The organism is Collinsella aerofaciens, from assembly GCF_028209395.1.
Classification (GTDB): Bacteria; Actinomycetota; Coriobacteriia; order Coriobacteriales; family Coriobacteriaceae; genus Collinsella; species Collinsella aerofaciens_AZ.
Map to the genome: position 1 here is coordinate 24,359 of NZ_JAQLDQ010000005.1, position 26,099 is coordinate 50,457.

At 61.1% G+C, this 26,099-nt stretch carries 26 protein-coding genes and 1 tRNA gene; 24 read left to right on the plus strand and 3 right to left on the minus strand.

Features of this window, described 5'->3' with window-relative positions:
* Window positions 1-19: 19 nt before the first annotated feature.
* Both PMW67_RS03650 and aroF read right to left on the minus strand, forming a co-directional pair.
* A complete protein-coding gene (locus PMW67_RS03650; protein WP_238022461.1) occupies window positions 20-934 on the minus strand; it encodes a prephenate dehydrogenase in 915 nt (304 codons plus the stop codon).
* Between the two features lie 3 nt (window positions 935-937).
* Window positions 938-1,960, minus strand: coding sequence for a 3-deoxy-7-phosphoheptulonate synthase (aroF, locus tag PMW67_RS03655; protein ID WP_022094767.1), 1,023 nt, complete (start codon window positions 1,958-1,960; stop codon window positions 938-940).
* Window positions 1,961-2,164: 204 nt separating this feature from the next.
* Between aroF and PMW67_RS03660 the strand changes: the two genes are divergently transcribed.
* The 19 genes from PMW67_RS03660 to rsfS all read left to right on the plus strand — a co-directional run bounded on the left by PMW67_RS03660 (window position 2,165) and on the right by rsfS (window position 22,042).
* Window positions 2,165-2,241, plus strand: a tRNA-Arg gene (locus tag PMW67_RS03660).
* Between the two features lie 75 nt (window positions 2,242-2,316).
* Window positions 2,317-5,040 (plus strand): HAD-IC family P-type ATPase, encoded by a 2,724-nt coding sequence (locus PMW67_RS03665; protein ID WP_271738772.1) that lies wholly within the window; start codon window positions 2,317-2,319, stop codon window positions 5,038-5,040.
* 103 nt (window positions 5,041-5,143) lie between these two features.
* Window positions 5,144-6,286, plus strand: coding sequence for a zinc ribbon domain-containing protein (locus PMW67_RS03670; RefSeq protein ID WP_195919140.1), 1,143 nt, complete (start codon window positions 5,144-5,146; stop codon window positions 6,284-6,286).
* Between the two features lie 107 nt (window positions 6,287-6,393).
* The gene (locus PMW67_RS03675; protein ID WP_006236059.1) at window positions 6,394-6,936 is read left to right on the plus strand and encodes a peptidylprolyl isomerase; all 543 of its coding nucleotides are present in this window, start codon (window positions 6,394-6,396) and stop codon (window positions 6,934-6,936) included.
* A gap of 11 nt (window positions 6,937-6,947) precedes the next feature.
* Window positions 6,948-8,252, plus strand: a complete 1,305-nt coding sequence (locus PMW67_RS03680; RefSeq protein WP_229065279.1) for a tetratricopeptide repeat protein — start codon at window positions 6,948-6,950, stop codon at window positions 8,250-8,252.
* Between the two features lie 127 nt (window positions 8,253-8,379).
* Window positions 8,380-9,411 (plus strand): rod shape-determining protein, encoded by a 1,032-nt coding sequence (gene mreB, locus PMW67_RS03685; protein WP_006236061.1) that lies wholly within the window; start codon window positions 8,380-8,382, stop codon window positions 9,409-9,411.
* 78 nt (window positions 9,412-9,489) lie between these two features.
* Window positions 9,490-10,431 (plus strand): rod shape-determining protein MreC, encoded by a 942-nt coding sequence (mreC, locus tag PMW67_RS03690; RefSeq protein ID WP_271738812.1) that lies wholly within the window; start codon window positions 9,490-9,492, stop codon window positions 10,429-10,431.
* An 11-nt stretch (window positions 10,432-10,442) separates the two neighbouring features.
* Window positions 10,443-11,009 carry a rod shape-determining protein MreD gene (locus PMW67_RS03695; protein ID WP_022094761.1) on the plus strand — a complete coding sequence of 189 codons (567 nt, stop codon included), beginning with the start codon at window positions 10,443-10,445 and terminating at the stop codon, window positions 11,007-11,009.
* 13 nt (window positions 11,010-11,022) lie between these two features.
* On the plus strand, window positions 11,023-13,092 hold the full coding sequence (mrdA, locus tag PMW67_RS03700; protein WP_271738773.1) for a penicillin-binding protein 2: 2,070 nt from the start codon (window positions 11,023-11,025) through the stop codon (window positions 13,090-13,092).
* Between the two features lie 9 nt (window positions 13,093-13,101).
* Window positions 13,102-14,328, plus strand: a complete 1,227-nt coding sequence (locus PMW67_RS03705; protein WP_022094759.1) for an FtsW/RodA/SpoVE family cell cycle protein — start codon at window positions 13,102-13,104, stop codon at window positions 14,326-14,328.
* 18 nt (window positions 14,329-14,346) lie between these two features.
* Complete coding sequence (locus tag PMW67_RS03710; protein ID WP_271738774.1) at window positions 14,347-15,276, plus strand: YcjF family protein; 930 nt, start codon at window positions 14,347-14,349, stop codon at window positions 15,274-15,276.
* A gap of 10 nt (window positions 15,277-15,286) precedes the next feature.
* Entirely contained in the window at window positions 15,287-17,164 is a 1,878-nt protein-coding gene (locus tag PMW67_RS03715) for a TIGR03960 family B12-binding radical SAM protein (RefSeq protein WP_271738775.1), read from the plus strand.
* Window positions 17,161-17,973, plus strand: a complete 813-nt coding sequence (locus PMW67_RS03720; protein ID WP_117583244.1) for a TIGR03936 family radical SAM-associated protein — start codon at window positions 17,161-17,163, stop codon at window positions 17,971-17,973. The genes PMW67_RS03715 and PMW67_RS03720 overlap by 4 nt, the downstream gene beginning before the upstream one ends.
* Window positions 17,974-18,040: 67 nt before the next feature.
* On the plus strand, window positions 18,041-18,415 hold the full coding sequence (gene rplU, locus PMW67_RS03725; RefSeq protein ID WP_271738776.1) for a 50S ribosomal protein L21: 375 nt from the start codon (window positions 18,041-18,043) through the stop codon (window positions 18,413-18,415).
* Between the two features lie 33 nt (window positions 18,416-18,448).
* Window positions 18,449-18,706 (plus strand): 50S ribosomal protein L27, encoded by a 258-nt coding sequence (gene rpmA, locus PMW67_RS03730; RefSeq protein WP_006236075.1) that lies wholly within the window; start codon window positions 18,449-18,451, stop codon window positions 18,704-18,706.
* Between the two features lie 84 nt (window positions 18,707-18,790).
* Window positions 18,791-20,257, plus strand: coding sequence for a GTPase ObgE (gene obgE, locus PMW67_RS03735; RefSeq protein ID WP_199410562.1), 1,467 nt, complete (start codon window positions 18,791-18,793; stop codon window positions 20,255-20,257).
* 3 nt (window positions 20,258-20,260) lie between these two features.
* Window positions 20,261-20,938 (plus strand): nicotinate-nucleotide adenylyltransferase, encoded by a 678-nt coding sequence (gene nadD / locus PMW67_RS03740; protein ID WP_117637231.1) that lies wholly within the window; start codon window positions 20,261-20,263, stop codon window positions 20,936-20,938.
* Between the two features lie 86 nt (window positions 20,939-21,024).
* A complete protein-coding gene (gene yqeK / locus PMW67_RS03745; RefSeq protein ID WP_199576729.1) occupies window positions 21,025-21,558 on the plus strand; it encodes a bis(5'-nucleosyl)-tetraphosphatase (symmetrical) YqeK in 534 nt (177 codons plus the stop codon).
* 28 nt (window positions 21,559-21,586) lie between these two features.
* A complete protein-coding gene (rsfS, locus tag PMW67_RS03750) occupies window positions 21,587-22,042 on the plus strand; it encodes a ribosome silencing factor (protein WP_035138582.1) in 456 nt (151 codons plus the stop codon).
* A 99-nt stretch (window positions 22,043-22,141) separates the two neighbouring features.
* Here rsfS and dinB read toward each other — a convergent pair whose 3' ends face one another.
* A complete protein-coding gene (dinB, locus tag PMW67_RS03755) occupies window positions 22,142-23,395 on the minus strand; it encodes a DNA polymerase IV (RefSeq protein WP_368160167.1) in 1,254 nt (417 codons plus the stop codon).
* A 201-nt stretch (window positions 23,396-23,596) separates the two neighbouring features.
* On the opposite strand from dinB, the gene rpsP reads away from it, so the two are divergent.
* From rpsP to lepB, 5 genes are read left to right on the plus strand one after another with little or no spacing between them, the layout of a single operon-like run.
* Window positions 23,597-23,938 carry a 30S ribosomal protein S16 gene (rpsP, locus tag PMW67_RS03760; protein ID WP_022094749.1) on the plus strand — a complete coding sequence of 114 codons (342 nt, stop codon included), beginning with the start codon at window positions 23,597-23,599 and terminating at the stop codon, window positions 23,936-23,938.
* Window positions 23,939-23,980: 42 nt separating this feature from the next.
* Entirely contained in the window at window positions 23,981-24,226 is a 246-nt protein-coding gene (locus tag PMW67_RS03765; RefSeq protein ID WP_171021534.1) for a KH domain-containing protein, read from the plus strand.
* Between the two features lie 4 nt (window positions 24,227-24,230).
* Window positions 24,231-24,752: a ribosome maturation factor RimM gene (gene rimM, locus PMW67_RS03770; RefSeq protein ID WP_271738778.1), complete on the plus strand. Its 522-nt coding sequence runs from the start codon at window positions 24,231-24,233 to the stop codon at window positions 24,750-24,752.
* A gap of 10 nt (window positions 24,753-24,762) precedes the next feature.
* A complete protein-coding gene (gene trmD / locus PMW67_RS03775; protein WP_271738779.1) occupies window positions 24,763-25,521 on the plus strand; it encodes a tRNA (guanosine(37)-N1)-methyltransferase TrmD in 759 nt (252 codons plus the stop codon).
* A 2-nt stretch (window positions 25,522-25,523) separates the two neighbouring features.
* On the plus strand, window positions 25,524-26,087 hold the full coding sequence (gene lepB / locus PMW67_RS03780; RefSeq protein WP_271738780.1) for a signal peptidase I: 564 nt from the start codon (window positions 25,524-25,526) through the stop codon (window positions 26,085-26,087).
* Window positions 26,088-26,099 lie beyond the last annotated feature (12 nt).

Here is a 26,099-nt window from a genome sequence, read left to right on the forward strand (position 1 = left end):
ACCTGGCGTGATAGGTGGTCTAGTGGGAGGTCTCGTCGTCGAGCGCGCGCTTAATGCGGTCGCCCTCGGCAAGGAGATTCTCCAGATAGCGCTGGTCGCGGTCCTTGAGCGCACGGCTGTAGGCGCCGAGCGATTCGATCAGATGGTCGATCTCGTAGGCGAGCGCGTCGGCGTCGTCGATCATGAGCTCGGACCACATTTGCGGGTTGAGGTGCGCCACGCGGGTGAGATCGCGGTAGCTACCGGCCGAAAAGCCGTGGTGGACCTGGGCGGTGGGGCTTTTGACGTAGGCGTTGGACACCACGTGCGCAAGCTGGCTCGTGAAGGCGATGACGCGGTCGTGCTCGGCGGCGCTGGTCACGCTGAACTTGCCAAAGCCCAAGGGGCGCACCATCTCGCGCACCTGGCCCAAAAGCTCCAGTTTGAGCGCATCGTCCACCGCGGGCGGCACGAGCACGAGTGGCGCGCCCTGGAACAGGTCGGCGCGGGAGTGTGCGTAGCCCGAGTACTGCGTGCCCGCCATGGGGTGTGCGCCCACAAAGTAAAAGCCGTGCTCACGGGCAAGCTCAAAGGCACGTTCGCACACGATGCCCTTGACGCCCACCGTATCGATCACCACGGGCCCCATGATGGCCTCGGTGTCGGTGGCGTCGGCGAGCGCCTGGGCATGCGCCTCGAGCCACTCGATGCAGGCCTCGGGGTAGCAAGCCAGGACGATGATGTCGCATTCGCCGAGTGTCTCGTCGTTGAGCTCTCCGGCGACAGTGCCCATGCTGGCGGCCGTCATGACATCGTCATCGGGGTCCCAGGCCAGCACGCGGACGCCCGCCTGGGCATAGCCGCGGGCAAAGCTACCGCCGATGAGGCCAAGGCCGACGATACCGGCGCACTTGGGGCCGCCCTGGTTAACGCGCGCGTTTCTCACCGTACCCATGGGCTACTCCATGGTCTCTTGGCAGACGACCTCGCGGATGGCGCGAATGCGGCGCATGGTGTCGTCGAACTGGTCGGGGGTGAGGGCCTGAGCGCCGTCGGACCATGCGCGGCTGGGCTCGTCGTGGACCTCGATCTCCAGGCCGTTGGCGCCGCAGGCGGTCGCGGCGAGCGCCATGGGCTCAACGTAGCGGGTGTAGCCGGTGGCGTGGCTGGGGTCGGCGACGACGGGCAGGTGCGACAGGTGGTGCAGAACCGGCACGGCGTTGAGGTCGAAGGTATTGCGGGTGCGGGTCTCGAAGGTGCGGATACCGCGCTCGCACAGGATGACGTTGTCGTTGCCCTCGCTCATGATGTACTCGGCTGCCATAAGCAGCTCGTCGATCGTGCCGGACATGCCGCGCTTGAGCAGAATCGGGGTTTGGGTCTTGCCGACCTCCTTGAGCAGGGGGAAGTTCTGGGCGTTGCGGGCGCCGATCTGCATGACGTCAATCTTCTTGTCCAAGAAGACCTGCACGTCGCGTGGATCCATGATCTCGGTGACGATCGGCATGTCGAGCTCGGCAGACGCCTCGCACAGCAGGTCGAGGCCGGCGGGGCCCATGCCCTGGTAGGCGTAGGGGGAGGTGCGGGGCTTGTAGGCACCGCCGCGCAGCATCGTGGCACCGGCGGCCTTCACGCGGCGGGCGATGCGGATGAGGTTCTCGCCCTCGACGGAGCACGGGCCGGCGATGACCTGGAACTGGTCGCCGCCGATCTTGACGCCGTGGCCGCAGTCGATGACGGAGTCCTCGGGGTGGAATTTACGGTTGGCGCGCTTGAACGGCTCGGAGACGCGCTGCACGCGCTCGACGACATCCATGGACTCGAGCAGGAACGGGTCGATCTTGGTCGTATCGCCCACCAGGCCGATGATCGTCTCGTTCTCGCCGCGCGAGACATCGGTCTTCAGACCCTTTTTCTCAATCCAGCTGACGATATGGCTTACGGCCTCGTCGCTGGCGCTCTGCTTTAAAATTGCAATCATGGTGTGCCTCTCACCTCGATGGATAACTTTTGCAAAAACGGCCCGCATCGCGAGCCGTGTATATATGGTGCATGAGAGTTTATACTATCTGACTCGCTTTTGCCTTCTAAAGTGGGCCGTTGCGGCTCGTCTTCCTCGGAATTGCAAAGCTTTTTCTTTTATTTTGATAGCCCGTGGTGCACTTGGGTATAATGCCAACCGTTGGCCCTATTAGCTCAGGGGATTAGAGCGTCTGCCTCCGGAGCAGAAGGCCGTTGGTTCGAATCCAACATGGGGCACCATCGAACGTAAGACCGTCCGAACCTCGCATGGTCCGGGCGGTTTTCTTATACCGACGCGACGTGATGGGACGTGGTATGGCAGCAACGGATATCGAGCGCGGACTCTCAACCGCCGAGGTCGAGGAGCGTATCGCCGCCGGTAAAATCAACCGCAACATGGAACTCAAGACCAAGTCGGTCAAAGAGCTCATCATCGAGAACCTCTGCACGCTGTTCAATTTGATCAACGTGATCTTGGCTTTCCTGGTCATTTTGACCGGTTCGTTTAAGAATCTGACGTTCCTGTTCGTGGTGTTCTTGAACACCGCTATTGGCGTCATTCAGTCCATGCGTTCCAAGAAGATGGTCGATAAGCTCACGCTGCTGACCTCCAAGAAGGCCATCGCGGTGCGCGATGGCGCCGAGGTGGAGCTCGACCTGGACCAGATCGTGCTCGACGACATCATCCGCCTGGGGCGCGGCGACCAGATTCCCGCTGACGCCGTGGTGGTTTCGGGCGAGGCGCTCGTGAACGAGAGCCTGCTGACGGGCGAGAGCGACCTTATTAAGAAACAGCCCGGTTCCGAGCTCATGAGCGGCAGCTTTATCGACTCGGGCCTGCTGCGCGCCCGCGTGATCCATGTCGGCGCCGACAACTACGTGGCCAAAATTAATAACGAGGCCAAGTACGTCAAAAAGGTCAATTCCGAGATCATGAACGCGCTTAACGCCATCGTGCGCTTTGCGAGCATCATCATGATTCCGCTTGGCCTGGCTCTGTTCGCCTCGAGTGTAAGTGGGCTGTGGGATGCCGCGGGAACCCCGGGCGATAGCGCGCTTTCGTGGTGCTTCTCCGAGCTGTTGGCTGGTCATGTGCCTTCGTCGGCGCTGCTGTCCACGGTGGGCGCCCTGCTGGGCATGATCCCGCAAGGCCTGGTGCTGCTGACCTCGTCGGTGCTCGCCATCGCCACGGTGCGCCTGGCCCGCCGCAAGGTGCTGGCGCAGCAGCTCTACTGCATCGAGACGCTCGCGCGCGTCGACGTGCTGTGCCTGGACAAGACGGGCACCATCACGTCGGGTCGTATGGAGGTCGAGGGCACCTACCCGCTGCCTGTTGAGGGTGTTGGCTTTGGCGTGGACTCGGAGGAGGCGGCTGTTCCCGTCGATACCACAGTGCTCGATTTTGCGCTGGCTAACGTCGCGCGTGCGACTTTGGCCGATGCCAACGAGACCTGCCAGGCGCTGCTCAACTATTACGCCGATCGCCCGGTCGAGGTGTCTGAGCCGCTGTCGGTCATTCCGTTCTCGTCGTCTAAAAAATGGAGTGGCGCTTCTTTTGCGCAGGGCTCCTATGTGATGGGTGCCGCGCAGTTTGTGCTCTCTGATCGTGTGTTTTCGCAGGTCGAGAACCGTGTCGCCGAGCTTGCCGATACCTGCCGCGTGCTCGTGGTGGCGCGCGTGGACGGCTTTACGCCCGATGGGGATATGGTGGGCGAGGCCGAGCCCGTGGGCTTTGTGACCATCCGCGATGAGATTCGTACCTCGGCGGCCGAGACCATCGGCTACTTTAACGAGCAGGGCGTGACCCTCAACGTGATCAGTGGCGACGACCCGCGTACGGTGTCGTCGATCGCGCGCGTGGTGGGCGTGCCGGGGGCGGACGCTTATGTGGACGCCACGACGCTCGATACGCCGGCCAAGCTCGATGCCGCAGTGGACCGCTACCATGTCTTTGGTCGTGTGACCCCGCAGCAGAAGCGCGAGCTCGTGCAGGCGCTCAAGCGCCGCGAGCACACCGTGGCCATGACGGGCGACGGCGTCAACGACGTGCTGGCGCTCAAGGAGGCCGACTGCTCCGTCGCCATGGCGGCCGGCTCCGATGCCGCGCGTAATGTGGCCGAAATCGTACTCGTCGACAACGATTTTGCCTCGATGCCCGCCGTGGTGGCCGAGGGCCGTCGCTCCATCAACAACCTGCAGCGTTCGGCCTCACTGTTCCTGACCAAGACGCTGTTCTCGATGGGCCTGGCGGCGCTGTGTATCGCGCTGCCGCCGTACCCCTTCGAGCCCATCCAGATGACGCTCATTAACTTCTTCTGCATCGGCGCGCCGGGCTTTGTGTTGGGCCTGGAGCCCAACAATGCTCGTGTGAAGGGTGCGTTTTTGAGCAACGTACTCAAGCGTGCACTGCCGGCGTCGATTGCGGTCATTTTGGCTGCGGCGCTCGACATCTTTGTGGCGCGCGTGTTTGGCTTTAGCCAGCTCACGCTGTCTACGATGTGCCTGCTTACGTCGTGCGCGGCGAGCGTCAGCCTAATCTGGCGCATCTCGCAGCCTCTCACGCCCTTACGTGTGGTGCTCTTTGTGTTTGTAGTCGCCGGCATCCTGGTGGGCGTTATCGGATTCCCGGAGCTGCTGTCTATTGCCAACCTGTCGATGGGCCAGATGGTTATCTTGGCTGTTATCGTGGTCTTTACCTGCTCGGTGTTCTTTAAGCTCGCCACGATGATGGATTCGCTCAAGCCGCGTCGTCGTCATGCCGCAACTGGTTTTGGCCGCGGTGTGCGCGTTCGCCTGGGTCGCGGTGGCGGCAAGGTGAGCTCGACGGGCTCGACGGCCGAACGTTTTGCCAAGCGCGTCGCCGCCGACATGGCGCAGCGCCGCGAAGATCGCACCGCTCGCGAGGCCGAGGCCCGCGCACTCGAGGGCGTGGCCCAGGCCCAGCCCAAGAAAAAGAAGAGTACCGGAGCTAAGCGCTCTCGTGTGACCAAGTTCGCCCAAGGCATCAAAGTCTCGATGCCAAGCAAAAAGAAGAAGTAACTACGCGCCCTGGCGATGTTGAATTGGTGCCTTGTTCCTGTGGGGCCGTGGCGATGTTATGCTCTAACCTCGATTGTTTGAATTGCTTCGAAAAGAGGATGCCGTGATCTGCCCGCATTGCCTTAAGACTATCGAGGACGGCGCCTCGTTCTGCCCCTACTGCAACGCCTATGTGGGTCCGGGCGATGGTCCCGAGCACACCGAGTTCGTGTTCTGTGAGGGCTGCGGTGCCCGTCTTTCTCCGCATGATCGCACGTGCCCAAAATGCGGACGCCCTGCTCCGGGTATCCTCTCCGAGGACGCGGCCGCATCCGACCTGGCAGCGGGCCGCACGGCGGGCTTTCCGCGCCTAACGCAAGAGCAGATCGATACCGAGGTGCCTCATGCGCCCGCCTCGGCTGCCGCGGTTCTTTCGGACGCCGCCGATCCTAACGAGACCTGCGTGCTGCCGGCTTTCGATAAGGATTTCGGTATCCCCAAGGTCGATATTCCCACGCCCGTTTCCCTGCATGACGATGCTCAAAAACCCAAGCGCAAGGTGCATCCCGACGAGGACGCCTATCACAAGCACAAGCGTCATATCCCCAAGCCGCTCATCGTCATCGCGGTCCTTGCCGTCGTTTGCGGCGGTGCCTATTGGTTCGTGACGGCCGATCCCATGGGTGTCATGCCTGCCTTCTACGACCAGTTTGGCCAGGCTGCGCAGACGACCTTCCCCACGCGCCAAAAGGGCGAGGCGACTGAGGACGATACCAAGCAGGACGATTCTGCCGAGGTGGTCCAGGAAGAAACCGTGCTCACCGATGATCAGCTCTATACCAGACTCGACGGTCTGTATCAGACCATCGTGTCCTACGGTGATGAGGACCAGATCGGCGAGGTCATCGATTCCTTTAACAACGGCTATCTCCGAACGCCGCTGTCCACCCGCCAGGAGCTGTCGCAGAGTGCCTACGCCCTGCGCGACCAGATCAAAAAGACGCAAGATGAGCTTAACAACCTTAAGTATCAGGACGATACGGTCTATGCGGACGACATCGCCCACTTAAAGCAGCTTGCCGAGTGGATGTACGAGCGTGTCGACGTGATCTGTCAGAGCTGGGACATCTCGCTGGCCATTCCCGATGGTGAGTCGATGAGTTCCCACCAAAGCGATATCCTGGCGCCCATCGCGCAGGGCGGCAACAGCGCACTGAACCAGTACGACGCCAATGTGGGTTCCTGGAAGCCGCAGCAGCGTTCCTAAAATTAGTTCGCCATAGTCGGCATAACCTACGTGCGCAATTGATGTAAGCGCATGCTTATTGCTACAATTCGTACAAATATGCTTTAAACGCACGAGGAAGGAACCACATGTTTGGTTTTAAGAAAGAGCTCTACACGCCCGAGTATCAGCTTGCCGGCGACGAGTGCGCCGTTATCGAGACGTCGAAGGGTACCATCAAGGTCAAGTTTGACGGCGAGGGCGCTCCCATTCATGTCGCGAACTTCTGCGAGCTTTCCACGATGGGCTTCTATGATGGCCTTAAGTTCCATCGCTATGTGCCCGGTTTTGTCATCCAGGGCGGCGACCCCAATACCCGCGATATGTCCGGCGCCGACGTCGCCGCTGGTCTTGAGGGCCCCGACGGCATGCCCGGTACCGGTGGCCCCGGCTACTGCATCAAGGGCGAGTTTGCCACCAATCCGCGCAACAGCCATGTCGATGGTGCCCTTGCCATGGCACGCTCCATGGACCCCGATTCCGCGGGTTCGCAGTTCTACTTCTGCCTGGGCGCCCAGCATAACCTCGATTCCGGTTACACCGTCTTTGGTACCACGGTCGAGGGTCTCGATGTGATTTCGCAGCTGCGTGCCGGCGACGAGATCGTCCATGTCGAGATCGTTCACGAGTAAAGGGGACTTCCTTGAATAGCCAGCTGATCCAACAGGGCCGCGCCGCTTACCGCGCGGGTGATTTTTCCGCTGCAGCCCAGATGCTTGGGGCGGCAAAGACTCCCGATGAGATTATGGGCGAGGCCGATCACCTTCGTGGCAACGCCTTGATGCACCTGGGCATGTATGCTGAGGCCGCCGAGGCTTATGCTGCCGCCCTCAACGACGGCACCTACGGCAAGCGCGGCGCGCTGCTCACCAACCGCGGCAAGGCGCTCGCCGCCGTGGGCGACTACACGACGGCCGCCCAGGCGTTCTCTGCTGCTACGCAGGATGCTTCCTATGCCACGCCGTTCAAGGCCTATCTGGGCCTGGGCAATGCGCTGTTCCAGTCGGGCGATTATGCCAACGCAGGTACTGCCTTCCGTCAGGCTGCCATCGACGGCGCCAATCCGGCTCCTGCCGCCGCACTCGGCGAGCTCGGTCGTTGCTTCATTAAGCTCGGCCGTCCGGCGGATGCCGTGGAGACCTACCGTACGGCTATCGACTTTGCCGGTCCCCGTGACGACACGCGCGCGCTCAACGCCGGCATGGGTCAGGCGCTTTCTGCCGCCGGCCGTCCCTCCGACGCACTCGACGCCTTTAACGCCGCTACTGCCGATGGCATCTACCAGCTTACCTCCGAGCAGGCCGATGAGCTTGCCCGCGTGCACGATTCGCTTGCCGCGCTGTCTGCCCAGACGGCTATGGCCACGGCTCCGGCGCCTGCGATGGACGCTCCTGCCGTCGATCCGCTCGATCCTACGGGCGCGACCGGTCAGTTTATGCCCGATCCCTCGGACACCGGCTTCTTTACACTGTCAGAGTCCGAGATGGTCCAGCAGGACCGTCAGGATCGTAAGCAGGCCAAGGTCCGTCGTCGCCATCGCCACACGGGTCTCAAAGTCTTCATCGTGCTGCTTCTGCTCATTTTGATTGCTGCGGGCGGTCTGGGCTTTGCCTACACGCGCGGCTTTGGCTTCCCCTCGCAGGAGTCGGTTATCACCGATCTGTTCCAGGCTGCCGGCGACGGTGACACCGCAAAGGCCGAGTCTTGCCTGGCCTCGAGCCTGTCCGAGGACGCCAAGTCGATGATCATCTCCTCGATTCCGCAGGGCGCCACCGTGTCCGTCGAGGGCATGGATCAGTCCATGACCGAGACGACTGCCAAGGTCAAGGCTTCGCTGTCCAAGGGCGGCGAGCAGGAGTACACCGTCAAATTCGTGCGCTCCGACAATCATATCGGCTGGGCCGTTTCCTCGCTCGATATGGATTTCTCGGCTGCTGACAACCAGTAGTGACCTTATGGGATTTAGCTTTGCCCGGCGCTTCACCGCAAGTGAGGTGCCGGGCTTGCGCTAGTATCATGAGCTAGTAGTTTTCCAGCAATCATCCAACACATCAGGAGTTGCGTTGTTTTCTTTGATGGATATGTTCTTCGGTAGCTATGCGGGCGATCTTGCCATCGACCTCGGCACCGCAAATACGCTTGTCTCCGTGCGCGGCAAGGGCATTGTCATTCGCGAGCCCTCTGTTGTCGCCATCGACAAGAACGACGAGCGCATCCTGGCGGTCGGTATCGAGGCAAAGCGCATGCTCGGCCGTACGCCCGGCAACATCGTGGCCGTTCGTCCCCTGAAGGACGGCGTCATCGCCGACTTCGATGTTACCGAGGCCATGCTTCGCTACTTTATCGACAAGGCTTCCGAGAAGCGCTATCCGTGGACCCCGCGTCCGCGCGTTGTCGTTTGCGTTCCCTCCGGCGTCACGTCGGTCGAGAAGCGTGCCGTCTTTGAGGCTACGATCCAGGCCGGCGCTCGCCAGGCCTACCTGATCGAGGAGCCCATGGCCGCCGCTATCGGCGCCGACCTGCCTGTCGAGGAGCCCACCGGCTCCATGGTCATCGACATCGGTGGCGGTACCACCGAGGTTGCCGTTATCGCTATGGGCGGCATCGTCGTCTCGCAGTCCATCCGTATTGCCGGCGACGAGTTCGATCAGGCCATCCTCACGCACGTTCGCGATGCCTACAACCTTGCCATCGGCGAGCGTACGGCAGAGGACATCAAGATCAAGGTCGGTTCCGCCGTGCCGCTCAAGGACGAGCTCGACGTCGAGGTCAACGGCCGCGACGTGATCACCGGTCTGCCCAAGACCGTGCGCATCGAGAGCGAGGAGATTCGTCGCGCGCTCAACAAGCCGCTCGACGAGATGGCCAAGGCCGTCAAGGACGCACTCGACGCTACGCCTCCCGATCTTGCCTCGGACCTTATGTACTACGGCATTTTGCTGACTGGTGGCGGCGCGCTGCTGCGCGGTCTCGACGTGCGCCTGCGCGATGAGACCGGTGTTTCGGTCAACGTCAGCCCCACGGCGCTCGATAACGTCGTTAACGGCTGTGCCCGCGTGCTCGAGGCCAATGCGTTTGATGGCGGCTTCGTCCAGACCAATGCTTAATTTCCAAAAGGTGGATTCCATTTGGCACGATCTTCGGGTTTCTCCACAAATCTGAATACCAAGCGACAATCAACGGGTATGCGCCCGTTGATTGTTTTCAGCCTGATTTCGGTGTTGCTGCTCACGTTTTACATCCGCGAGGGCGAGGCAGGGCCGATTCATGCCGTGCGTTCGGGCGTAACGACGATTACCTCTCCGGTGCGCTTTGTGGGCTCGGCTGTGGCGGCTCCCTTCAATGCGATTGGCAACGTGTTCTCTAACCTAACGGCGTCGCAGGACACGCTCGACGAGCTCAAGAAGCAAAATGAGGAGCTGACCTCTAAGGTCGCCGAGCTTTCTGAGGCTCAAAAGACTGCCGAGCGCCTGGAGGGCCTGGTCGGGCTGCAATCGACCTACAACCTCAAATCGACCGCAGCTCGTATCGTTGGTGCCTCCGGCGATGCCTGGACCTCGACCGTTACCATCGACAAGGGCTCTGCCGACGGCCTTACCATCAACATGCCCGTGACGAGTTCTGCCGGTGTTATCGGCCAGATTATCGAGGTATCGGCCAAGACCTCTACCGTGCGCCTGATTGGCGACGAGAACTCGGGCGTGTCCGCCATGGTACAGGACACGCGCGCCCAGGGTATGCTGCAGGGTCAGGCTGACGGCACGCTGCGTCTTGAGTACGTGAGCGTCGACTCCGATGTTAAGGTTGGCGATATCATCGTGACCTCTGGCATCGGTGGCGTGTTCCCCAAGGGCCTTCCGCTTGGCACCGTCTCGTCGGTTGAGAAATCGGCAAACGACGTGTACTACACCATTGTGGTGCGCGCTCAGACCACGGCCGAGAACAACGAGGAAGTGCTGGTCATCACCTCGCTGACCGACGAACAGTCGGCCTCGGATGAGGACGTGAGCACGGCCAACAGCACGCCGCAGGGAACGTCGCGCGATGCTGCAACCAAGATGAAGGACGAGAGCTCGGATGACAGTTCCGACACGTCCGAGACGACCGATTCCGGCTCGAGCGAATAGGGGGCATGTCCATGGATCTACACGAGCAGGGGATGAGCTCCCGCACGTTTGTGATCGCTGCCATTGTGTGCGTGCTGCTGCAGGCAGGCCTGGCACCGCAGATCTCCATTGCGGGCGGTCGCGTCAACTTCATGATTATCCTGGTGTGCCTAAGCGTGTTCTCGGGCGACCCGACCCGTGCCGTCGTGTGCGGTTTTTGCAGCGGCTTGTTCTATGACCTGTCCGCTGCCGTGCCGGTGGGCGTTATGTCGCTCCTGCTGACCGTGGGTTCTTTTGCCCTGGTGCACAGCGCCGTCGGTCAGACGGGCGGTACCCCGAGTGCGCGCGGCGTCACTGTGGGCGCCTTTGCGCTCGTCATTAATGTGATCTACAGCATCATCTTGCTGTTTATGGGTTTGGAGACGAGCTTTGTCGTGGCGATCTTCGGCCATGCGCTGCCGTCCTCGATCCTGACGGGTCTGGTTGCCATTCCGTTTTTGATGTCCGGCGTCGTGCCGCAGTCCGGCTATGGATTCTCCGCACGTGGCGGACGCCAGACGGGTATGCGCTTTAAGCCCAAGACCCGCAAGCTCAAATAGGGGAGGCCCGTAGATGTCTTCCCAGATGACGGTTATTATCGCCGGTATCGTGCTGGTTGTGGCCATCGTGGTCGCGCTGGTCATCATGCGTCGTGGCGATTCCCGTTTTACCTACGATACACAGCATGGAACGGCCCCGCGCGCCACCGAGGGCGAGGGCAATACCGCGGCGACCGCCTTTAAGGGCCGTTTTTCCATCCTCACCACGGGTGTGGGCGCGATGTTTGCGGCACTTGCCGTCAAGCTGTGGGGCATGCAGATGGTCTCGTCGGACTATTACGAGAAGCAGGCTAATAGTAATCAGACTCGCACCGTTACCACACCCGCTGTGCGCGGTCGCATTCTCGACCGCAATGGCGTGGCGCTTGTCCAGAACCGTCCCTCACTTGCTGTCGTGGCCTACCGCGACCTTGCCGAGGATGAGGTTCTGGTTCGCCATCTTGCCAACGTGCTTGGAATGCCTTACGTGGCGGTCCTTCGCAATATTCAGGACAATACAGAGGGCGCCCAGAGCCTGCATACCATCGCGACGGACGTCCGTCGCTCCACGGTTGCCTATATTCAGGAGCACGCCGGCGAGTTCCCGGGCGTCAAGATTGCCGAGCGTACCGAGCGCCAGTATCCATATGGCGAGACGGCATGCCATATCTTGGGCTATACCGGCACCATTACCTCCGAGCAGCTCGAGGCTCAGAATAAGAAAACCTCTGGCGATGATGATGCTTCTGCTGGCAAGATTACGTACCAGTCGGGCGATATCGTGGGCCAGGCGGGCGTTGAGAGCTACTACGAAAACCTGCTGCAGGGTATTCGTGGCGAGCAGACCGTCAAGGTCGATGCCTCGGGCAATGTGACCGGTCAGGCCGGCGCCGTGCCCGCGAAGGCCGGCTCTGACATTAAGCTCACGCTCGACCTTAAGATCCAACAGGCCTGTGAGACGGCACTGGCGAGCGCTATCGAGCTTGCCAAGACCACTGGCTACAGCAATGCCGGCAACGGCGCTGTGGTGTGTCTCGATCCCAACAATGGCGAGATCCTGGGCATGGCGAGCGAGCCCAAGTTCGATCCGTCCGTCTTTATCGGCGGCGTATCAAATGACGTGTGGACCGAGCTCAATGATGACAAGGGTTCGCACCCGCTGCTCAACCGCGCCATTAGCGGACAGTACATGTCGGCCTCGACCATCAAACCGCTCTCGGCACTGGCCGGTCTTGAGTTTGGAACCTACACTTCAACGCAGACAACCAACTGCACGGGCTATTGGACGGGCCTGGGCAAGTCGTGGGGCAAGTACTGTTGGCTGCATTCCGGCCACGGCACCATGACGCTGCAGTCGGGTATCGCCAACTCATGCGACCCCGTCTTCTACGACATGGGCAAGGCGTTCTTTTATGACGAGCAACATCCCGAGGGCCTGCAGGAGGTCTTTCGTCGCTGGGGTCTAGGCAAGACCTGCGGTATCGATCTGCCGAGTGAGGGCGCGGGCCGTATTCCCGATGCCGAGTGGAAAGAGTCGTACTTCACCGACGCCTCTGCCGAGGACCGCAAGTGGAATGCCGGCGATATGACCAACATTGCCATCGGCCAGGGCGACATCCTGGTGACGCCCCTGCAGATGGCGTGCGCCTATATGGGTCTTGCCAACGGCGGAAAACAGTACGTGCCTCACGTGTTTTTGTCTGCCGTGTCGCGCGATGGCGACGGCGATGCCTATAAGTACAACGGCAAGGGCAAGAAGAAGCGCCTGGAGGCCAAGATCAACAGCGATTCGGATTTGGCTCTTGTTCGCAACGGCATGCACGACGTGATTTACACGGCATCGACGTCCCTGGCGGCTCACTTTGGCACCCTGACGCCGCAGGTATACGGCAAGTCGGGCACGGGCGAGAAAAGTGGCGAGGACGAATACGCGTGGTTCTGCGCCTATGCACCGGCCGATGACCCCAAGTATGTCATCGCTACCGTCCTGGAGCAGGGCGGCGGTGGCTCAGATACCGCGATGCATGTCGTGCGCGACGTGCTCGGCGTGATTTATGACGAGCCCGATACCTCTTCGGCCTCGGGCGATTCTTCGGTTCGATAGGAGGTTGCGATGGATTTTTCTCCGGCGGATCTGTTCCGTTCAACCAAGACCGGCTCTCGCAGCAGCCTGGACCGTGTCAACAAGCAACTTTCGGCCTCGCGCGGCACGTTTCGCCAAAAGGTGCATATCGGTGTGCTCGTGGCTACTGTGGCGCTCGTCGCCTACGGTGCCATCATTATCTGGTCGGCTTCGCAGTTTAAGGCCGATGCTTCGTTCTCACGCCATCTGCTGGGAATTGGCATCGGAGCGGTGCTGGCGGTGCTGGTCTGGCGTACCGACCTTCGCGGTATTTCCAATTTCTCGACGGCGTTGCTCGTCATCGACCTGATCGTGATCTTCTCGCCCAAGATTCCGGGTCTGTCCTATACGGGCGGTCTGGGCATGACGGGCTGGATCAAGATTCCCGGTATCGGCTTGACATTCCAGCCGGTTGAGCTTGCCAAGCTCATCACTATTTTCTTTATTGCTACGCTTGGCTCGCAGTATAACGGTCGCATCGATACCGTTCGCGACTACGTCAAGCTCTGCGGCATGCTGTCCATTCCGTTTTTGGCCGTCGTTGCCATGGGCGACCTGGGCTCGGGCCTGGTCGTGCTGGTTTCGGGCGCCATCGTCATTTGTATGAGCGGTGCACGCCGCGAATGGGTGCTGTCGACCCTGGCCCTGCTCGTGGGCCTGGTGGCCCTCGTCCTGGCGCTCGATTCGGTCTTTGATTCGTTGCTCGGCCACGATGTGCTCATCAAGCAGTACCAGATGAACCGTCTGACGGTCTTTATCGACCCCGATAATGCCGATTCGGACGATGCCTACAACCTGCAGCAGTCGCTTATCGCCGTTGGCTCGGGCGGCTTCTTTGGTAAGGGTTTGGGCCATGCGACGCAGTCGGCCGGCGGCTTTCTGCCTGAGTTCCACACCGACTTCGTCTTCGCCTTCCTGTCCGAGACCTTTGGCTTTTGCGGTTCCTTTTTGCTCCTGTGCCTCTACGTGCTGTTGATCTTTTCGACGATTCGCGTCGCCTTTAAGTGTGAGTCGCTGTTTTTGCGTCTTTCGTGTGTTGGCATCGTTGGCATGTGGGCGTTCCAGACTTTCGAAAACATCGGCATGTGTATCGGCATGATGCCGATTACCGGTATTCCGCTACCGTTTATTAGCTTTGGTTCGTCTTCGATGATGATTCAGCTGCTGACGGTGGGTATCGTACAATCCATATGGCGGCATCGTTCGGGCGCCGCGTAACCGCTGGAGGGGTTTGCTATGAAAATTCCCGTAGATAAGCTGACCCGCGCTTTTAAGATGGGCGCGTCCGTTAAGAAGGATTCCGATACGCCGGTGCGCGTCTCGGTCTATCTGGATTCGTCCGCCTCGCGCTTTCTGGCCGAGACGGTGCGTGACGCCTTTGTGCCGCAGACGACCTCGGGCATTGTGCGCGTCGAGCGTCTGGGGGAGGAGCGAATTGCTCCAAAGACCGATACCGATGTGGTGCTGGTGCTCTCGTGTGGTTCCGACCGCTTGGAGAGTGCCGTGCAGGAGCTCGTGATCGCCGGCGCGCCCGTGTGCGTGCTTGCCGAGTCTGCTGTGGAGGTGCCGTTTATCGAGGAGTCCACGCCCATGCTCGGCGTGGTAGCGGCAACCGATAAGACGTATCTGCTCGAGACGCTTGCCCGCTGGATTCTCGATCGTACCGACAAGGAAACGGCTTTTGCGGCGAACTTTGCCTTCATGCGCATCGCGGCGGCCAATCGTATCATCACCTCGTGCGCGCTCACCAATATGGCGACCGGTGCGCTGGTGTTTTTGCCGGGCGCCGATTATCCCGTTATGGCGCTGGCGCAGGTGGGCATGCTCTTTGAGCTCGCTGCCGTCTTTGGACGCGGCATTAAGCCTGAGCGCGGCTACGAGGTCGCGGGCGTGCTTGCCGGCGGTCTTGTGATCCGCGCGTTCACCCGCGCGCTCGTCAAGCAGACGCCGCATATTGGGTTTGCCGTCAAGGCGCTCACTGCCGCCGCGGGCACCTATGGCATGGGCCGTGCGCTCGTTTCGCTCTACGAGCGCGATGTCGACTACAGCCGTGCCAACGAGGTGGTCACTGCCACGTTCTCCCGCGTTCGCGATCTGGTGACCACGGTCGCGGGCGCTACCCGTCCTATGGCGTCCTATCAGGACGCATCAGATCTCGCTGCTTAGGGGTTTTCCGTTGCGCGTTGCATACCAAGACTGTTTTCATTTAATTGAGCCGTTGCTCGCCAAGGTCGAGAAGCCGAGTCGCTATATCGATCACGAGTGGGGCACGCTTTCCAAGGCCGATGCCGACTACCGTTGCTGCCTGATCTATCCGGATGTGTACGAGGTCGGTCTGCCCAACCAGGGTATCGCCATCCTCTACAACATCCTTAACCAGGCCGAGGGCATCTCCTGCGAGCGTGGCTATGTGCCGTGGCCCGATATGGGCGACGCCATGCGCGAGGCAGGCATTCCGCTGCTCTCGCTCGAGGGTGCAGCGCCGGTCGCTTCGTTTGATATCGTCGGTCTGCATGTGCCGCACGAGATGGCGGTGACGAACTTCCTTGAGGCACTCGACCTCGCTGGCATTCCGCTGTTAGCGGCCGACCGAGGTGAAGACGACCCCATCATCATCGCCGGCGGCCCCTCGGTGTACAACCCCGAGCCGTACGCGGCCTTCTTCGATGCCATCCTCATCGGCGAGGGCGAGGAATCGCTGCTCGAGACCTGCCAGCTGCATCGCCGCCTGCGCGACGAAGGAGTCCCGCGCGCGCAGATTGTTGAGCAGCTTGCATCCATTGCCGGCAACTACGTGCCGTCGCTCTATGAGGTTCGTCACGACGAGCCCTGCTCGCCGCATGGCTACACCGTGCCGCGCGAGGGCAAGGATGCGCCGACCGTGGTCTACAAACGCGTCGTCGAGGATTTCGGCGCCACGAATCCGCTGTCGCAGTCGTGCGTGCCCTATGCGCAGCTGGTTCACGACCGCCTGTCTATCGAGATTCTGCGCGGCTGCGCTCGCGGCTGTCGTTTTTGCCAGGCCGGCATGACGTATCGCCCGGTGCGTGAGCGTTCGGCCGACCAGATCGTCTCGTCGGTGATCCAGGGCCTGGAAAAGACCGGCTATGACGAGGTGTCGCTTACCTCGCTTTCGACGACCGACCACTCCTGCATCCGCGATGTGCTCGGTCGCCTTAACCGCCGTCTGGAAGACACGGGCATTCGCGTGTCCATTCCCTCGCAGCGCCTGGATTCGTTTGGCGTGGATATGGCCGAGTCGGTCGCCGGCGAAAAGAAGGGCGGCCTGACGTTCGCGCCCGAGGCGGGCAGCCAGCGTATGCGCGACATCATCAACAAGAACGTGACCGAGGAGGACTTGGATCGCGCGGCCAAGGCAGCCTTCGAGGCCGGCTGGAACCGCATGAAGCTCTACTTCATGATGGGCCTTCCCGGCGAGCGCGATGAGGACATCGTGGCTATCGCCAACCTGGCCGATCACGTGCTGGAGCTTGGCCGTTCCGTGGTGCCCAAGGCGCGCCGCGGCTCGATCTCGGTGTCCATCTCGGTTTCGGTGTTCATCCCCAAGGCGGCAACGCCCTTCCAGTGGTGCCCGCAGCTCGATTACGACGACGTCAAGCGCCGCCAGAAGCTGCTCATCACGAGCGTTCGTAACCGTGCCGTCCGCGTGCATTACCACGATGCCGAGACCTCGCTCATCGAGGCTGCGCTCTCCCGTGCCGGTCGCGATATGACGCCGGTCATCATCGATGCCTGGCGTGCGGGCTCGCGCTTCGACGCCTGGGTGGAGCACTTTTCGCTCGACAACTGGAAGGAGGCCGCTGCCAAAAACGGCATCGACCTCAACGAGCTCGTGCACCTGCCCTATGAGCTGGACTGGCGTCTGCCCTGGGAGCACGTGAGCCCCGGCTGCTCGCGCGGCTTCCTCGAGCGCGAATACCGCCGTTCGCTCGAGGGCGTCACGACGCCCGACTGCACCCGCACGTCGTGCACCGGTTGCGGAATCTGCCCCACGCTCCACGCCAAGAATGTATTGATGGGTGATCGCGCATGAGTGAGCGTTTGACCGACAATCCCACGCTCTTTAGGCTGCGCGTTCGCTACGGCAAGCGTGATCGCCTCAAGTACCTGGGCCATTTGGAACTAATCCATACCATTGAGCGTATCGTGCGCCGTGCGGGCCTGCCCTATGCCGTGACGCAGGGTTTCTCACCGCATATGCGCGTGGGCTTTTCGTCGGCGCTGCCCGTGGGCACGTCGTCGACCTGCGAGTGGTATGACCTGTTTATGACCGAGTTCGTCGCGCTTGACGAGGCCTTTGAGCGTCTGGCCGCTGCATCACCGGCCGATCTGGCGCCTATCGAGGCTGCCTACATCGACGTGCGCACGCCGGCGCTCACGGCTCAGCTCACGCGCCTGTCGTATCGCATCGACCTGCACCTGGATCCCGAGGCGCCCGTGAGCGCCGATGAGGTACGCGCCGCGATCGACACGTTGCGTGCAGGCCATGGCATCGACTACGCACGCGGCAAAAAGAGCAAGCGACTTGATCTGGACCATACGCTCGTTGGCTATGAGCTCACGGCGGGGGAGTGTGAGGACCATCTGGTGCTCATGCTCGACACCCATGCCGACAACGAGGGCTCCATGCGTCCGGAGATTTTGCTTTCTGCTGCTGATGTTTTGTTGCAGGGCTTGACCCCGGGCGTCGATGCACCTATTGTTTCCACCGGTATGCAAGACCTCGTGACCATCTGCTCCTACGATGTCGAGCGTCAGAATCAAGCATGCGAGGACGACGAGGGCCGACTCGTCAGCCCCATACCTGTGCGAACTTGTGGATTTGCTCCACATACTCGTTGACGGGGGTATTATCGCCTGCTACTATATTCGGCTGTTGCACTAACTGATGCATGAAGGGCAAGTAAACATGTACGCAATCGTTAACACGGGCGGCAAGCAGTACAAGGTCGCCACCGACGATGTCATCACCGTCGAGAAGATCGAGGGCAATGAGGGCGACAAGGTCACCCTGCCGGTCATCTTCCTCAACGATGGTAAGAAGATCGTCACCGATCCCGACAAGCTGGCCAAGGCCAAGGTTACCGCTCAGATCGTTGAGCAGTTCAAGGGCGAGAAGCAGCTGGTCTTCAAGTTCCACAAGCGTAAGCGCTATCGTCGTCTGAAGGGTCACCGTCAGCAGCTCACCAAGCTGAAGATCGTGAAGGTCCAGGCTACGTCCCGCGCCAAGAAGGCTGTCAAGGCAGAGGCCGAGGCTTTTGCCGAGGCTCCCGTCGCCGAGTAGATTACACTCGTAACGAAAGAGTAGGTATACACAATGGCACACAAAAAAGGACTCGGTTCCTCCCGTAATGGCCGTGACTCCCGCGGTCAGCGCCTTGGCACGAAGCGCTATGCCGGCCAGACGGTAACCACGGGCACGATTCTCGTCCGTCAGCACGGCACTCACATCCACCCGGGTGAGAACGTTGGCCGTGGCAAGGACGACACGCTGTTCGCGCTGGTCGACGGTACCGTTGAGTTCCACAAGGGTATCAAGCACAGGGTCAGCGTACGCCCGCTCGCGAACGCGTAATTCACCCTTCATAGAGCACATATGTGGGAGGCACTTGAGTTTTAGGATTCAAGGGTCTCCCTCTTTTTGTAGGAGGCGATTCTGTTGTCACAGTTCACCGATATCAGCCGCATTAACGTGTGCGGCGGCGACGGCGGAGCCGGATGCATGTCGTTTAGGCGCGAGGCATTTGTCCCCAAGGGCGGCCCCGATGGCGGCGACGGCGGTCGTGGCGGCAATGTCGTCATCCAGGCCGATGCTCAGCTGTCTTCGCTGATCGATTACCGCTTTAAGCATCACTTCCGCGCCGAGCGCGGCACGCACGGGCAGGGTGCCCGTCGTAACGGTAAGAGCGGCGAGGACCTTATTCTCAAGGTTCCCATGGGTACCGTGGTGCGCGAGCTCGACCCCGAGACGCAGACCCCGATGTTCGAGATTGCCGACTTGGTGCATGATGGCGAGCGCGTCGTTGTGGCGCCCGGCGGTGCCGGCGGTCTGGGCAATACGCACTTTGTGACGTCGGTGCGCCGCGCGCCCGCATTCGCCCAGCTGGGCGAGCCGGCCGAGGAGCACTGGATTGAGCTCGAGATGAAGCTCATGGCTGATGCCGCGCTCGTGGGCTTCCCCTCGGTGGGCAAGTCCTCGCTTATCGCGCGCATGAGTGCCGCCCGACCCAAGATCGCCGACTATCCGTTTACCACGCTCGTGCCCAACCTGGGTATGGTGCGTGCCGGCGAGTACTCCTATGTCGTTGCCGACGTCCCCGGCCTCATCGAGGGCGCGAGCGAGGGCAAGGGCTTGGGCCACCAGTTCCTGCGCCACATCGAGCGTACGGCGCTCATCATGCATGTCGTCGACATGACGGGCGGTTTTGAGGATCGCGACCCGGTTGAGGATTACCGCATCATCAACCGTGAGCTCGAGCAGTATGGCGCCGAGCTTTCGGAGCGTCCGCAGATCGTCGTCGCCAACAAGTGCGATGCGCCGGGCACGGCCGACAAGATTGCCGACCTTAAGCGCGCCGCGCTCGACGATGGACATATGTTCTTTGCCGTGTCCGCCGTGACGGGCGCCGGCCTCAACACGCTGATGCTTGCCGTGGGCGAGCAGGTGGCTAAGCTGCGCGCCGAGCTGGCGGTCTCCGATGAGCCGGTCGATTTGCGCGACGAGGAGTGGGAGCGTCGCCGTCTGCAGCGCGAGAAGCGTTTCCGCATTGTCCAGGAAGAGCCCGGTGCCTTCCGCGTGGTCGGTCGTGCTATCGAGCGCATGGTCATCCAGACCGACTGGGAAAACGAGGAAGCCGTCATTTACCTGCAGCATAAGTTTGCGCGTATGGGTGTTGACGACGCGCTCGAGAAGGCCGGTTGCCGTGCGGGCGACGAGGTCCGCATTTGCCAGCGTGCCTTTGACTTTGAGGGCGCTGAGGACTTCTCGGAGTACGAGGAGCTCGAGGACGCTGGCGAGGACGTTGCCGTTGAGGCCATTGACGTGGCCGATGCTGCGGATGAGGGCGTCGAGGTTGTCGATGCGGCGGATGCCGCGGACGATGCCGAGACCTCGGAGGGCGAGTAAGCCATGTCGCTGCGCGGTGGAATCGGTTTGCCCGAGCTGCCCATAAAAGAGGGCAAGGAGTTTCGGCTTGGCATTATGGGCGGCACATTCGACCCGATTCATTACGGGCACCTGGTGACTGCCGAGCAGGCGCGCGAGTCGCTCGACTTGGACGCTGTGCTCTTTATGCCGGCGGGCTCTCCCGCCTTTAAGCTTGACAAGCCGGTTACGCCTGCCGAGGACCGTTATGCCATGACGGTCCTCGCCACCGCCGCGAACCCGGCCTTTTTGGCGAGCCGGTTCGAGATTGACCGTCCGGGTGTAACCTATACGGCCGATACGCTTCATGCCCTTCGCGATTTTTACCCGCCGCAGGTAAAGCTCTACTTTATTACGGGCGCCGATGCGATTATCGATATTGTGACCTGGCATGATGCCGAACGAATCGCTGAGCTTGCTACCTTTATTGCGGCGACGCGACCGGGCTTTGATATCGATACGGCGCGTGCCCGAATCAAAGAGTCGGGGCTGCCGTTCGACGTGCGCTATATTCAGATTCCGGCGCTGGCGATCAGCTCGACGAACATTCGTAAGCGAGTTGCCCGCGGCATGAGCGTGCGCTATCTTACGAGCGAGTCCGTGCTCGGCTACATTCGCAAGCGCAGGCTATATGCCGATTTGGGCCAAGAAGATTTTGAGTGATGGGGGCTACGTTGTCGGTAGAGGATCAGTTTGAGGGCGATGAGCGCGCGCTGCTCAAGCGCATTCAAGAGCTGCTCGATGTTCGCATGAAAGATAAGCGCAAGCGCTATGTGCATTCGCTGGGTGTTGCCGAGACCGCACTTCATCTGGCCGAGGTCTACGGCGTTGACCGCTTTGATGCGGCTGCCGCCGGCTTAATTCACGACTGGGACAAGGTTCTTTCCGATGACGAGCTCGTGGCCCGCGCGCTTCACTATGGCATCAAGGTTGCCGGCTCTCCTTCCGCCGCGACGCCGCTTTTGCATGGCCCTGTTGCCGCCTATGAGCTTCCGCAGCTTTTTCCCGAGCTGTCACCGGCCGTTTTCCAGGCTGTCGACCGTCACACCGTGGGTGCCTGCGACATGACGCCGCTCGATATGGTGGTCTTTGTGGCAGATGCCATCGAGCCCAACCGTCACGGCGACTATGCCCATGCGCTGCGCAAGATGGTGGGGAAGTTCTCGCTCGATGAGTTGTTCTTCTCCTGTTTTGCGCAGGGTCTGGTCTATGTGATCCAGTCCGGGCGCTATCTTTATCCCACGGCTATTACGATTTACAACCATTACGCCCAGCTGCGCTAGCTCGGGTGTGTCTAGAAAGAGGTATTCCATGGCCGACGAGACCATGACTGACGAGCAGATTCTTGAAGGTGTGGAGCACAAGAGTTTCGTTGCCACGTCCGACCGCACCGCCGCCTCGCTGTCCGCGAGCGGTGTCGCCGCCGAGGATGTCGCCCGCGCCGCCGCGCAGGCCGCCTACGACAAGAAGGGCGAGGACGTGCAGGTGCTCGACCTGACCGAGCTTTCCGACGTGTGCGACTACTTTGTGCTTGCCACCGGTACCAACAACCGCCAGGTCGATTCGATTGTCGACGAGATCGAGGAGAAGGTTGCCGAGGCTTGCGGCGAGCATCCGTTCTCCATCGAGGGCCGCGAGCAGAAGACCTGGATGCTCATGGACTACGGCTCGGTTGTCGTCCACGTCTTCACTCCCGAAGCCCGCGACTTCTACCGCCTAGAAAAGCTCTGGGGTGACGCCCCCCAGCTCCCCCTCAATCTCCTCTAGTAGCTCATTTGATACGGGGCTTTTTAGCTAGCTTCGCGCATTTCGCCGGGCAGTTGCGGTTTTCCGCACCTGCCCGGCTTTCTTTTTGCCTAAAGGCGGTTAATCGTTGAAGCGGGATTGGCGGCCGAAAGATAGGGCGGTGTCGCCGAATTTGTCTCGGACGGCGTCGATGGCGACGGAGAGGTCGCGTCGGTCGCTGGATTGGGCCCCGCGGTCATCGACTTCGCAGAACAGGTCAGTCTGGATGCCGCCCTGATGGTCAAAGTCGCTCATGCCGATGCCTGCTAAGCGCACGTGCATTCCTTCCTGCCAGATGTTGTCGAGCAGTTCGAGTGCAACCGCCACGAAGATGTTCTCATCGTCGGTCGGATGAGGCAGCCGGCGCTGTGCCGAGCGACCGTTTCCATACGAATACTTGAGCTTGAGCGTCACCGTGGCGCCCGTTAGTCCCTGACGGCGCAGGCGGCGTCCCACTGACTCGCCCAGCAGCGCAATCGCCGCCTCAATATCCCCACGCTCAGTCAAATCTTTCGCAAAGGTGCGTTCATTGCTGACCGACTTGACCTCGCGCTCTTCATCGAGACTCGTGACTTCAGAGATTTCGAGTCCCAGCGCACGCTGGCGCATGCGTTCGCCGTTGACGCCAAAAATAGAGGACAAGGTGGATTCCGGTGCACGTGATAGCTCGCCGAGGGTGTAGATGCGCATGCGGCGCAGTCGCTCCTCGGCCGAGCGCCCGATGCCGCTCATGGCAGATACCGGCAGCGCGGCCAAAAAGCGCTGCTCGGTTCCGGGGCGCACGATGGTCAGCCCAAACGGCTTATCCCGCTCGCTTGCGATCTTTGCGACCGTCTTGTTGCAGCCCACGCCAATGGAGCAGGTCACTCCCAGCCCTGCCACGCGGTCGCTTATACGCCGCGCAACCAGCAGCGGGTCTTCGGGCGCAAAGCGACCCGGTGTGATATCGATAAAGGCTTCGTCGATGGATACGCGCTCAACGCGCGGGGTCTCGTCGGCGAGAATCGCCATGACCTGCGCGCTGACCTCGCGGTAGCGATTAAAATGCCCATGCGTCCAAATGGCTTGCGGGCACAAGCGCCGCGCCTCGGCCGAGGCCATGGCAGAGTGCACGCCAAAGCGACGTGCCTCATACGAACACGTGGACACGACGCCACGCGAATCGGCGTCTCCGCCCACGATGAGCGGCTTTCCGCGCCATTCGGGATGATCGAGCATCTCCACGCTCGCAAAAAACGCATCAAGGTCCATCAGGCCCACCGCCGGACCCGTCCAGGGCGGCGGCGTGACGCCCATGGCATCCTCATAACCGTATGTATGTTCGCGTCTTTCCATGTCATGAGTATACCGCGCAGCTCATGTGGGGTGCGTGTATGTGCTTGCAAATCCTGAATTCTTGTCTAAGATATGGATTTGCCCTCGACTACACCGAAGAAGTTGGTCTCACGGACTTCACCTGCCCGCGTCGATGGCGTATTATGTTCAGCTGTTTGTTTGTAGTTGCAGCCTAAAGCTGCTTGGTTGGAGGAGTTTCCTTTGGCAGTCAAGATTCGCCTTGCTCGTCACGGCGCTAAGAAGCGTCCGTACTACCGTGTCGTCGTCGCCGATTCCCGCGCCCCGCGTGACGGTCGTATCATCGAGGAGGTTGGCCGCTACAACCCGATGACCGCCCCCAAGACCATCAACCTCGACCTCGAGAAGATCGCCGACTGGCAGTCCAAGGGCGCTCAGCTCACCGACGCCGTCGCCGCTCTGGTCAAGGCCGCCAACGAGGGCGAGAAGACCGAGACCGTCGTCAAGAAGTCCAAGAAGCAGCTCGCCAAAGAGGCCGAGGCCGCTAAGGCTGCCGCTGAGGCCGCTGAGGGCGCCGAGGAGTAAATCGTGCCTGAGGTTGACGCTGCACAGCTCGAGGGTGAGGCAATGCTCTCAGATCGCATCGCCGATCTCGTCGAATATCTCGTTGTTCAGATCGTCGACGACCCGGATTCCGTGAGCCTTGAGGTCATCGATGGTGACGACGCCTCTACGATTGAGGTTTCGGTCGCCGAGGATGACGTCGCTAAGGTCATCGGCCGTCGTGGCCGTACCATCAAGGCCATTCGCACGCTCGCCCGTGCACTGGCCGCTCGCCTCGACACTGCTGTCGAGGTAGAGGTTCTGGGCTAGGACCTTGAGGTCCCAGTACAAAAACATCGCCCGTGTTGTCAAGCCGCACGGAAGGAAGGGGGAGGTCCTCGCGCAGCCGCTGCGGGGGCTTCCTTCTGTATTAGAGCCTGGTATGCGCGTCGCCCTGACGCCGCCGGCGCTCAAGCGCGACCGCTTTTGCACGGTCGTGTCCGTCACCGATACGGGCGATGGCGATCTGGTCTCGTTTGAGGGCATTGACGACTTGACGGCCGCCGAGGGCATCACGGGATGCTACGTGCTGGCAAATCGTGACGATTTTGAGCTCGATTCGCTCGACACTGCCTATACCGACCTGATGGGTCGCGAGGTGGTCGACGAGCGCTTCGGTTCGCTCGGTACGATCGTCGAGATCATGTCGACGCCCGCCAACGATGTTTGGGTTGTCGAGGGTGATCGGTACGGCGAGGTACTGATTCCCGTGATCGAGCAGGTCGTGCTCGATCTTCCCGACACAGGAACAATTTCCGTCCACGTTATGGACGGCCTGATCGATATGGACAAGTAGGGAGGACAACATGCTGATCGAGACCCTTTCGGTCTTTCCCGAGATGTTTGAGCCCGTCATGTCCACATCGATCTTGGGCCGCGCCCGCAAGGCCGGCCTTTTTGATTTTAAGGCGTATAACCTGCGCGACTGGACGCACGACCGCCATCGTACTGTCGATGACGAGCCGTACGGCGGCGGGCAGGGCATGCTCATGAAGGTCGAGCCTATCGCAGAGGCCATCGAGGCCATTAGCGCAGAGGGTCCCAAGCCCACTGTGGTGTTCTTTACCCCCTGTGGCGAGCCTTTTACGCAGCGTGTGGCCGAGCGCCTGCTCAAAAGTGAGCGCCTGCTGTTTGTGTGCAGTCGCTACGAGGGCGTCGACGAGCGCGCGTATGCGTATGCCGATGAGCGTCTGTCGATCGGCGACTACGTGCTCACGGGCGGCGAGCTTCCCGCTATGGTCGTTGCCGATGCCGTCGTACGCCTGATTCCCGGCGCCCTGGGCGACGAGATGAGCAACGTGGACGAGTCGTTCTCGACCGCCGAGGATGGAGGCCTGCTCGAGTACGCGCAGTACACCCGTCCTGCCGAGTTCAACGGCGAGGGCGTGCCTCCGGTGCTCGTGAGCGGCGATCACGCCAAGGTCGATGCCTGGCGTCGCAAGAACGCCATCGAGCGCACCTGCCGCTGGCGTCCCGATCTGATCGAGACGGCGCGGCTCACGCCCGAGGAGCGCGCTTACGCGCAGGAGATCCTTGACGCTTCGTATTCGCAGAGCGAGGAGTGAGTATGGTTCCTACGCAACATTCCGCGTTGAGGGGCGCTTTTGAGTGGATCGCGGTCATCGCGATCGCGCTCGTGGCCACCTTCCTGATCCGCACCTTTGTGGTCGAGCCCTTTGTGGTGCCCACCGGCTCTATGGAGGACACGATCGAGATTGGCGACCAGATCCTGGCACAAAAGGTGAGCCTCGAGCTCGGTCAGCCCGTCAAGCAGGGCGATATCGTGGTGTTTCACAACCCCGATGGCACCTCCGAGCATGATGTTCTTGTCAAGCGTGTTATTGCCACGGCCGGCCAGACGGTCGACCTGCAGGATGGCAAGGTGGTCGTTGACGGCCAAGCGCTCGACGAGGACTATACGACGGGCATGAGCTGGCCACTTTCGGTCCAAGCACCCGGCACTCAGGTAAGCTATCCCTACACCGTTCCCGACGGGTGCGTGTGGGTGATGGGCGACAACCGCGAAAACTCTGCCGACTCACGCTACTTTGGTCCCGTCGATCGCTCTGATTTGATCGCTGTGGCACTCGTTCGCTACTGGCCGCTCAACCGCATCGGCGCTATCGACTAAAAACCGCTATAG

What these genes read in the sequence shown, in the direction of transcription:
- PMW67_RS03665 (WP_271738772.1), top strand. Translation starts at nt 2,317, where the DNA reads ATGGCAGCAACGGATATCGAGCGCGGACTCTCAACCGCCGAGGTCGAG.
- PMW67_RS03650 (WP_238022461.1), bottom strand. Translation starts at nt 934, where the DNA reads ATGGGTACGGTGAGAAACGCGCGCGTTAACCAGGGCGGCCCCAAGTGC.
- mreB (WP_006236061.1), top strand. Translation starts at nt 8,380, where the DNA reads ATGGATATGTTCTTCGGTAGCTATGCGGGCGATCTTGCCATCGACCTC.
- dinB (WP_368160167.1), bottom strand. Translation starts at nt 23,395, where the DNA reads ATGGAAAGACGCGAACATACATACGGTTATGAGGATGCCATGGGCGTC.
- aroF (WP_022094767.1), bottom strand. Translation starts at nt 1,960, where the DNA reads ATGATTGCAATTTTAAAGCAGAGCGCCAGCGACGAGGCCGTAAGCCAT.
- nadD (WP_117637231.1), top strand. Translation starts at nt 20,261, where the DNA reads ATGTCGCTGCGCGGTGGAATCGGTTTGCCCGAGCTGCCCATAAAAGAG.
- PMW67_RS03765 (WP_171021534.1), top strand. Translation starts at nt 23,981, where the DNA reads ATGCTCTCAGATCGCATCGCCGATCTCGTCGAATATCTCGTTGTTCAG.
- yqeK (WP_199576729.1), top strand. Translation starts at nt 21,025, where the DNA reads ATGAAAGATAAGCGCAAGCGCTATGTGCATTCGCTGGGTGTTGCCGAG.
- rplU (WP_271738776.1), top strand. Translation starts at nt 18,041, where the DNA reads ATGTACGCAATCGTTAACACGGGCGGCAAGCAGTACAAGGTCGCCACC.
- PMW67_RS03695 (WP_022094761.1), top strand. Translation starts at nt 10,443, where the DNA reads ATGGATCTACACGAGCAGGGGATGAGCTCCCGCACGTTTGTGATCGCT.
- rpmA (WP_006236075.1), top strand. Translation starts at nt 18,449, where the DNA reads ATGGCACACAAAAAAGGACTCGGTTCCTCCCGTAATGGCCGTGACTCC.
- mreC (WP_271738812.1), top strand. Translation starts at nt 9,490, where the DNA reads ATGCGCCCGTTGATTGTTTTCAGCCTGATTTCGGTGTTGCTGCTCACG.
- mrdA (WP_271738773.1), top strand. Translation starts at nt 11,023, where the DNA reads ATGTCTTCCCAGATGACGGTTATTATCGCCGGTATCGTGCTGGTTGTG.
- PMW67_RS03675 (WP_006236059.1), top strand. Translation starts at nt 6,394, where the DNA reads ATGTTTGGTTTTAAGAAAGAGCTCTACACGCCCGAGTATCAGCTTGCC.
- PMW67_RS03710 (WP_271738774.1), top strand. Translation starts at nt 14,347, where the DNA reads ATGAAAATTCCCGTAGATAAGCTGACCCGCGCTTTTAAGATGGGCGCG.
- rsfS (WP_035138582.1), top strand. Translation starts at nt 21,587, where the DNA reads ATGGCCGACGAGACCATGACTGACGAGCAGATTCTTGAAGGTGTGGAG.
- PMW67_RS03705 (WP_022094759.1), top strand. Translation starts at nt 13,102, where the DNA reads ATGGATTTTTCTCCGGCGGATCTGTTCCGTTCAACCAAGACCGGCTCT.
- lepB (WP_271738780.1), top strand. Translation starts at nt 25,524, where the DNA reads ATGGTTCCTACGCAACATTCCGCGTTGAGGGGCGCTTTTGAGTGGATC.
- trmD (WP_271738779.1), top strand. Translation starts at nt 24,763, where the DNA reads ATGCTGATCGAGACCCTTTCGGTCTTTCCCGAGATGTTTGAGCCCGTC.
- PMW67_RS03720 (WP_117583244.1), top strand. Translation starts at nt 17,161, where the DNA reads ATGAGTGAGCGTTTGACCGACAATCCCACGCTCTTTAGGCTGCGCGTT.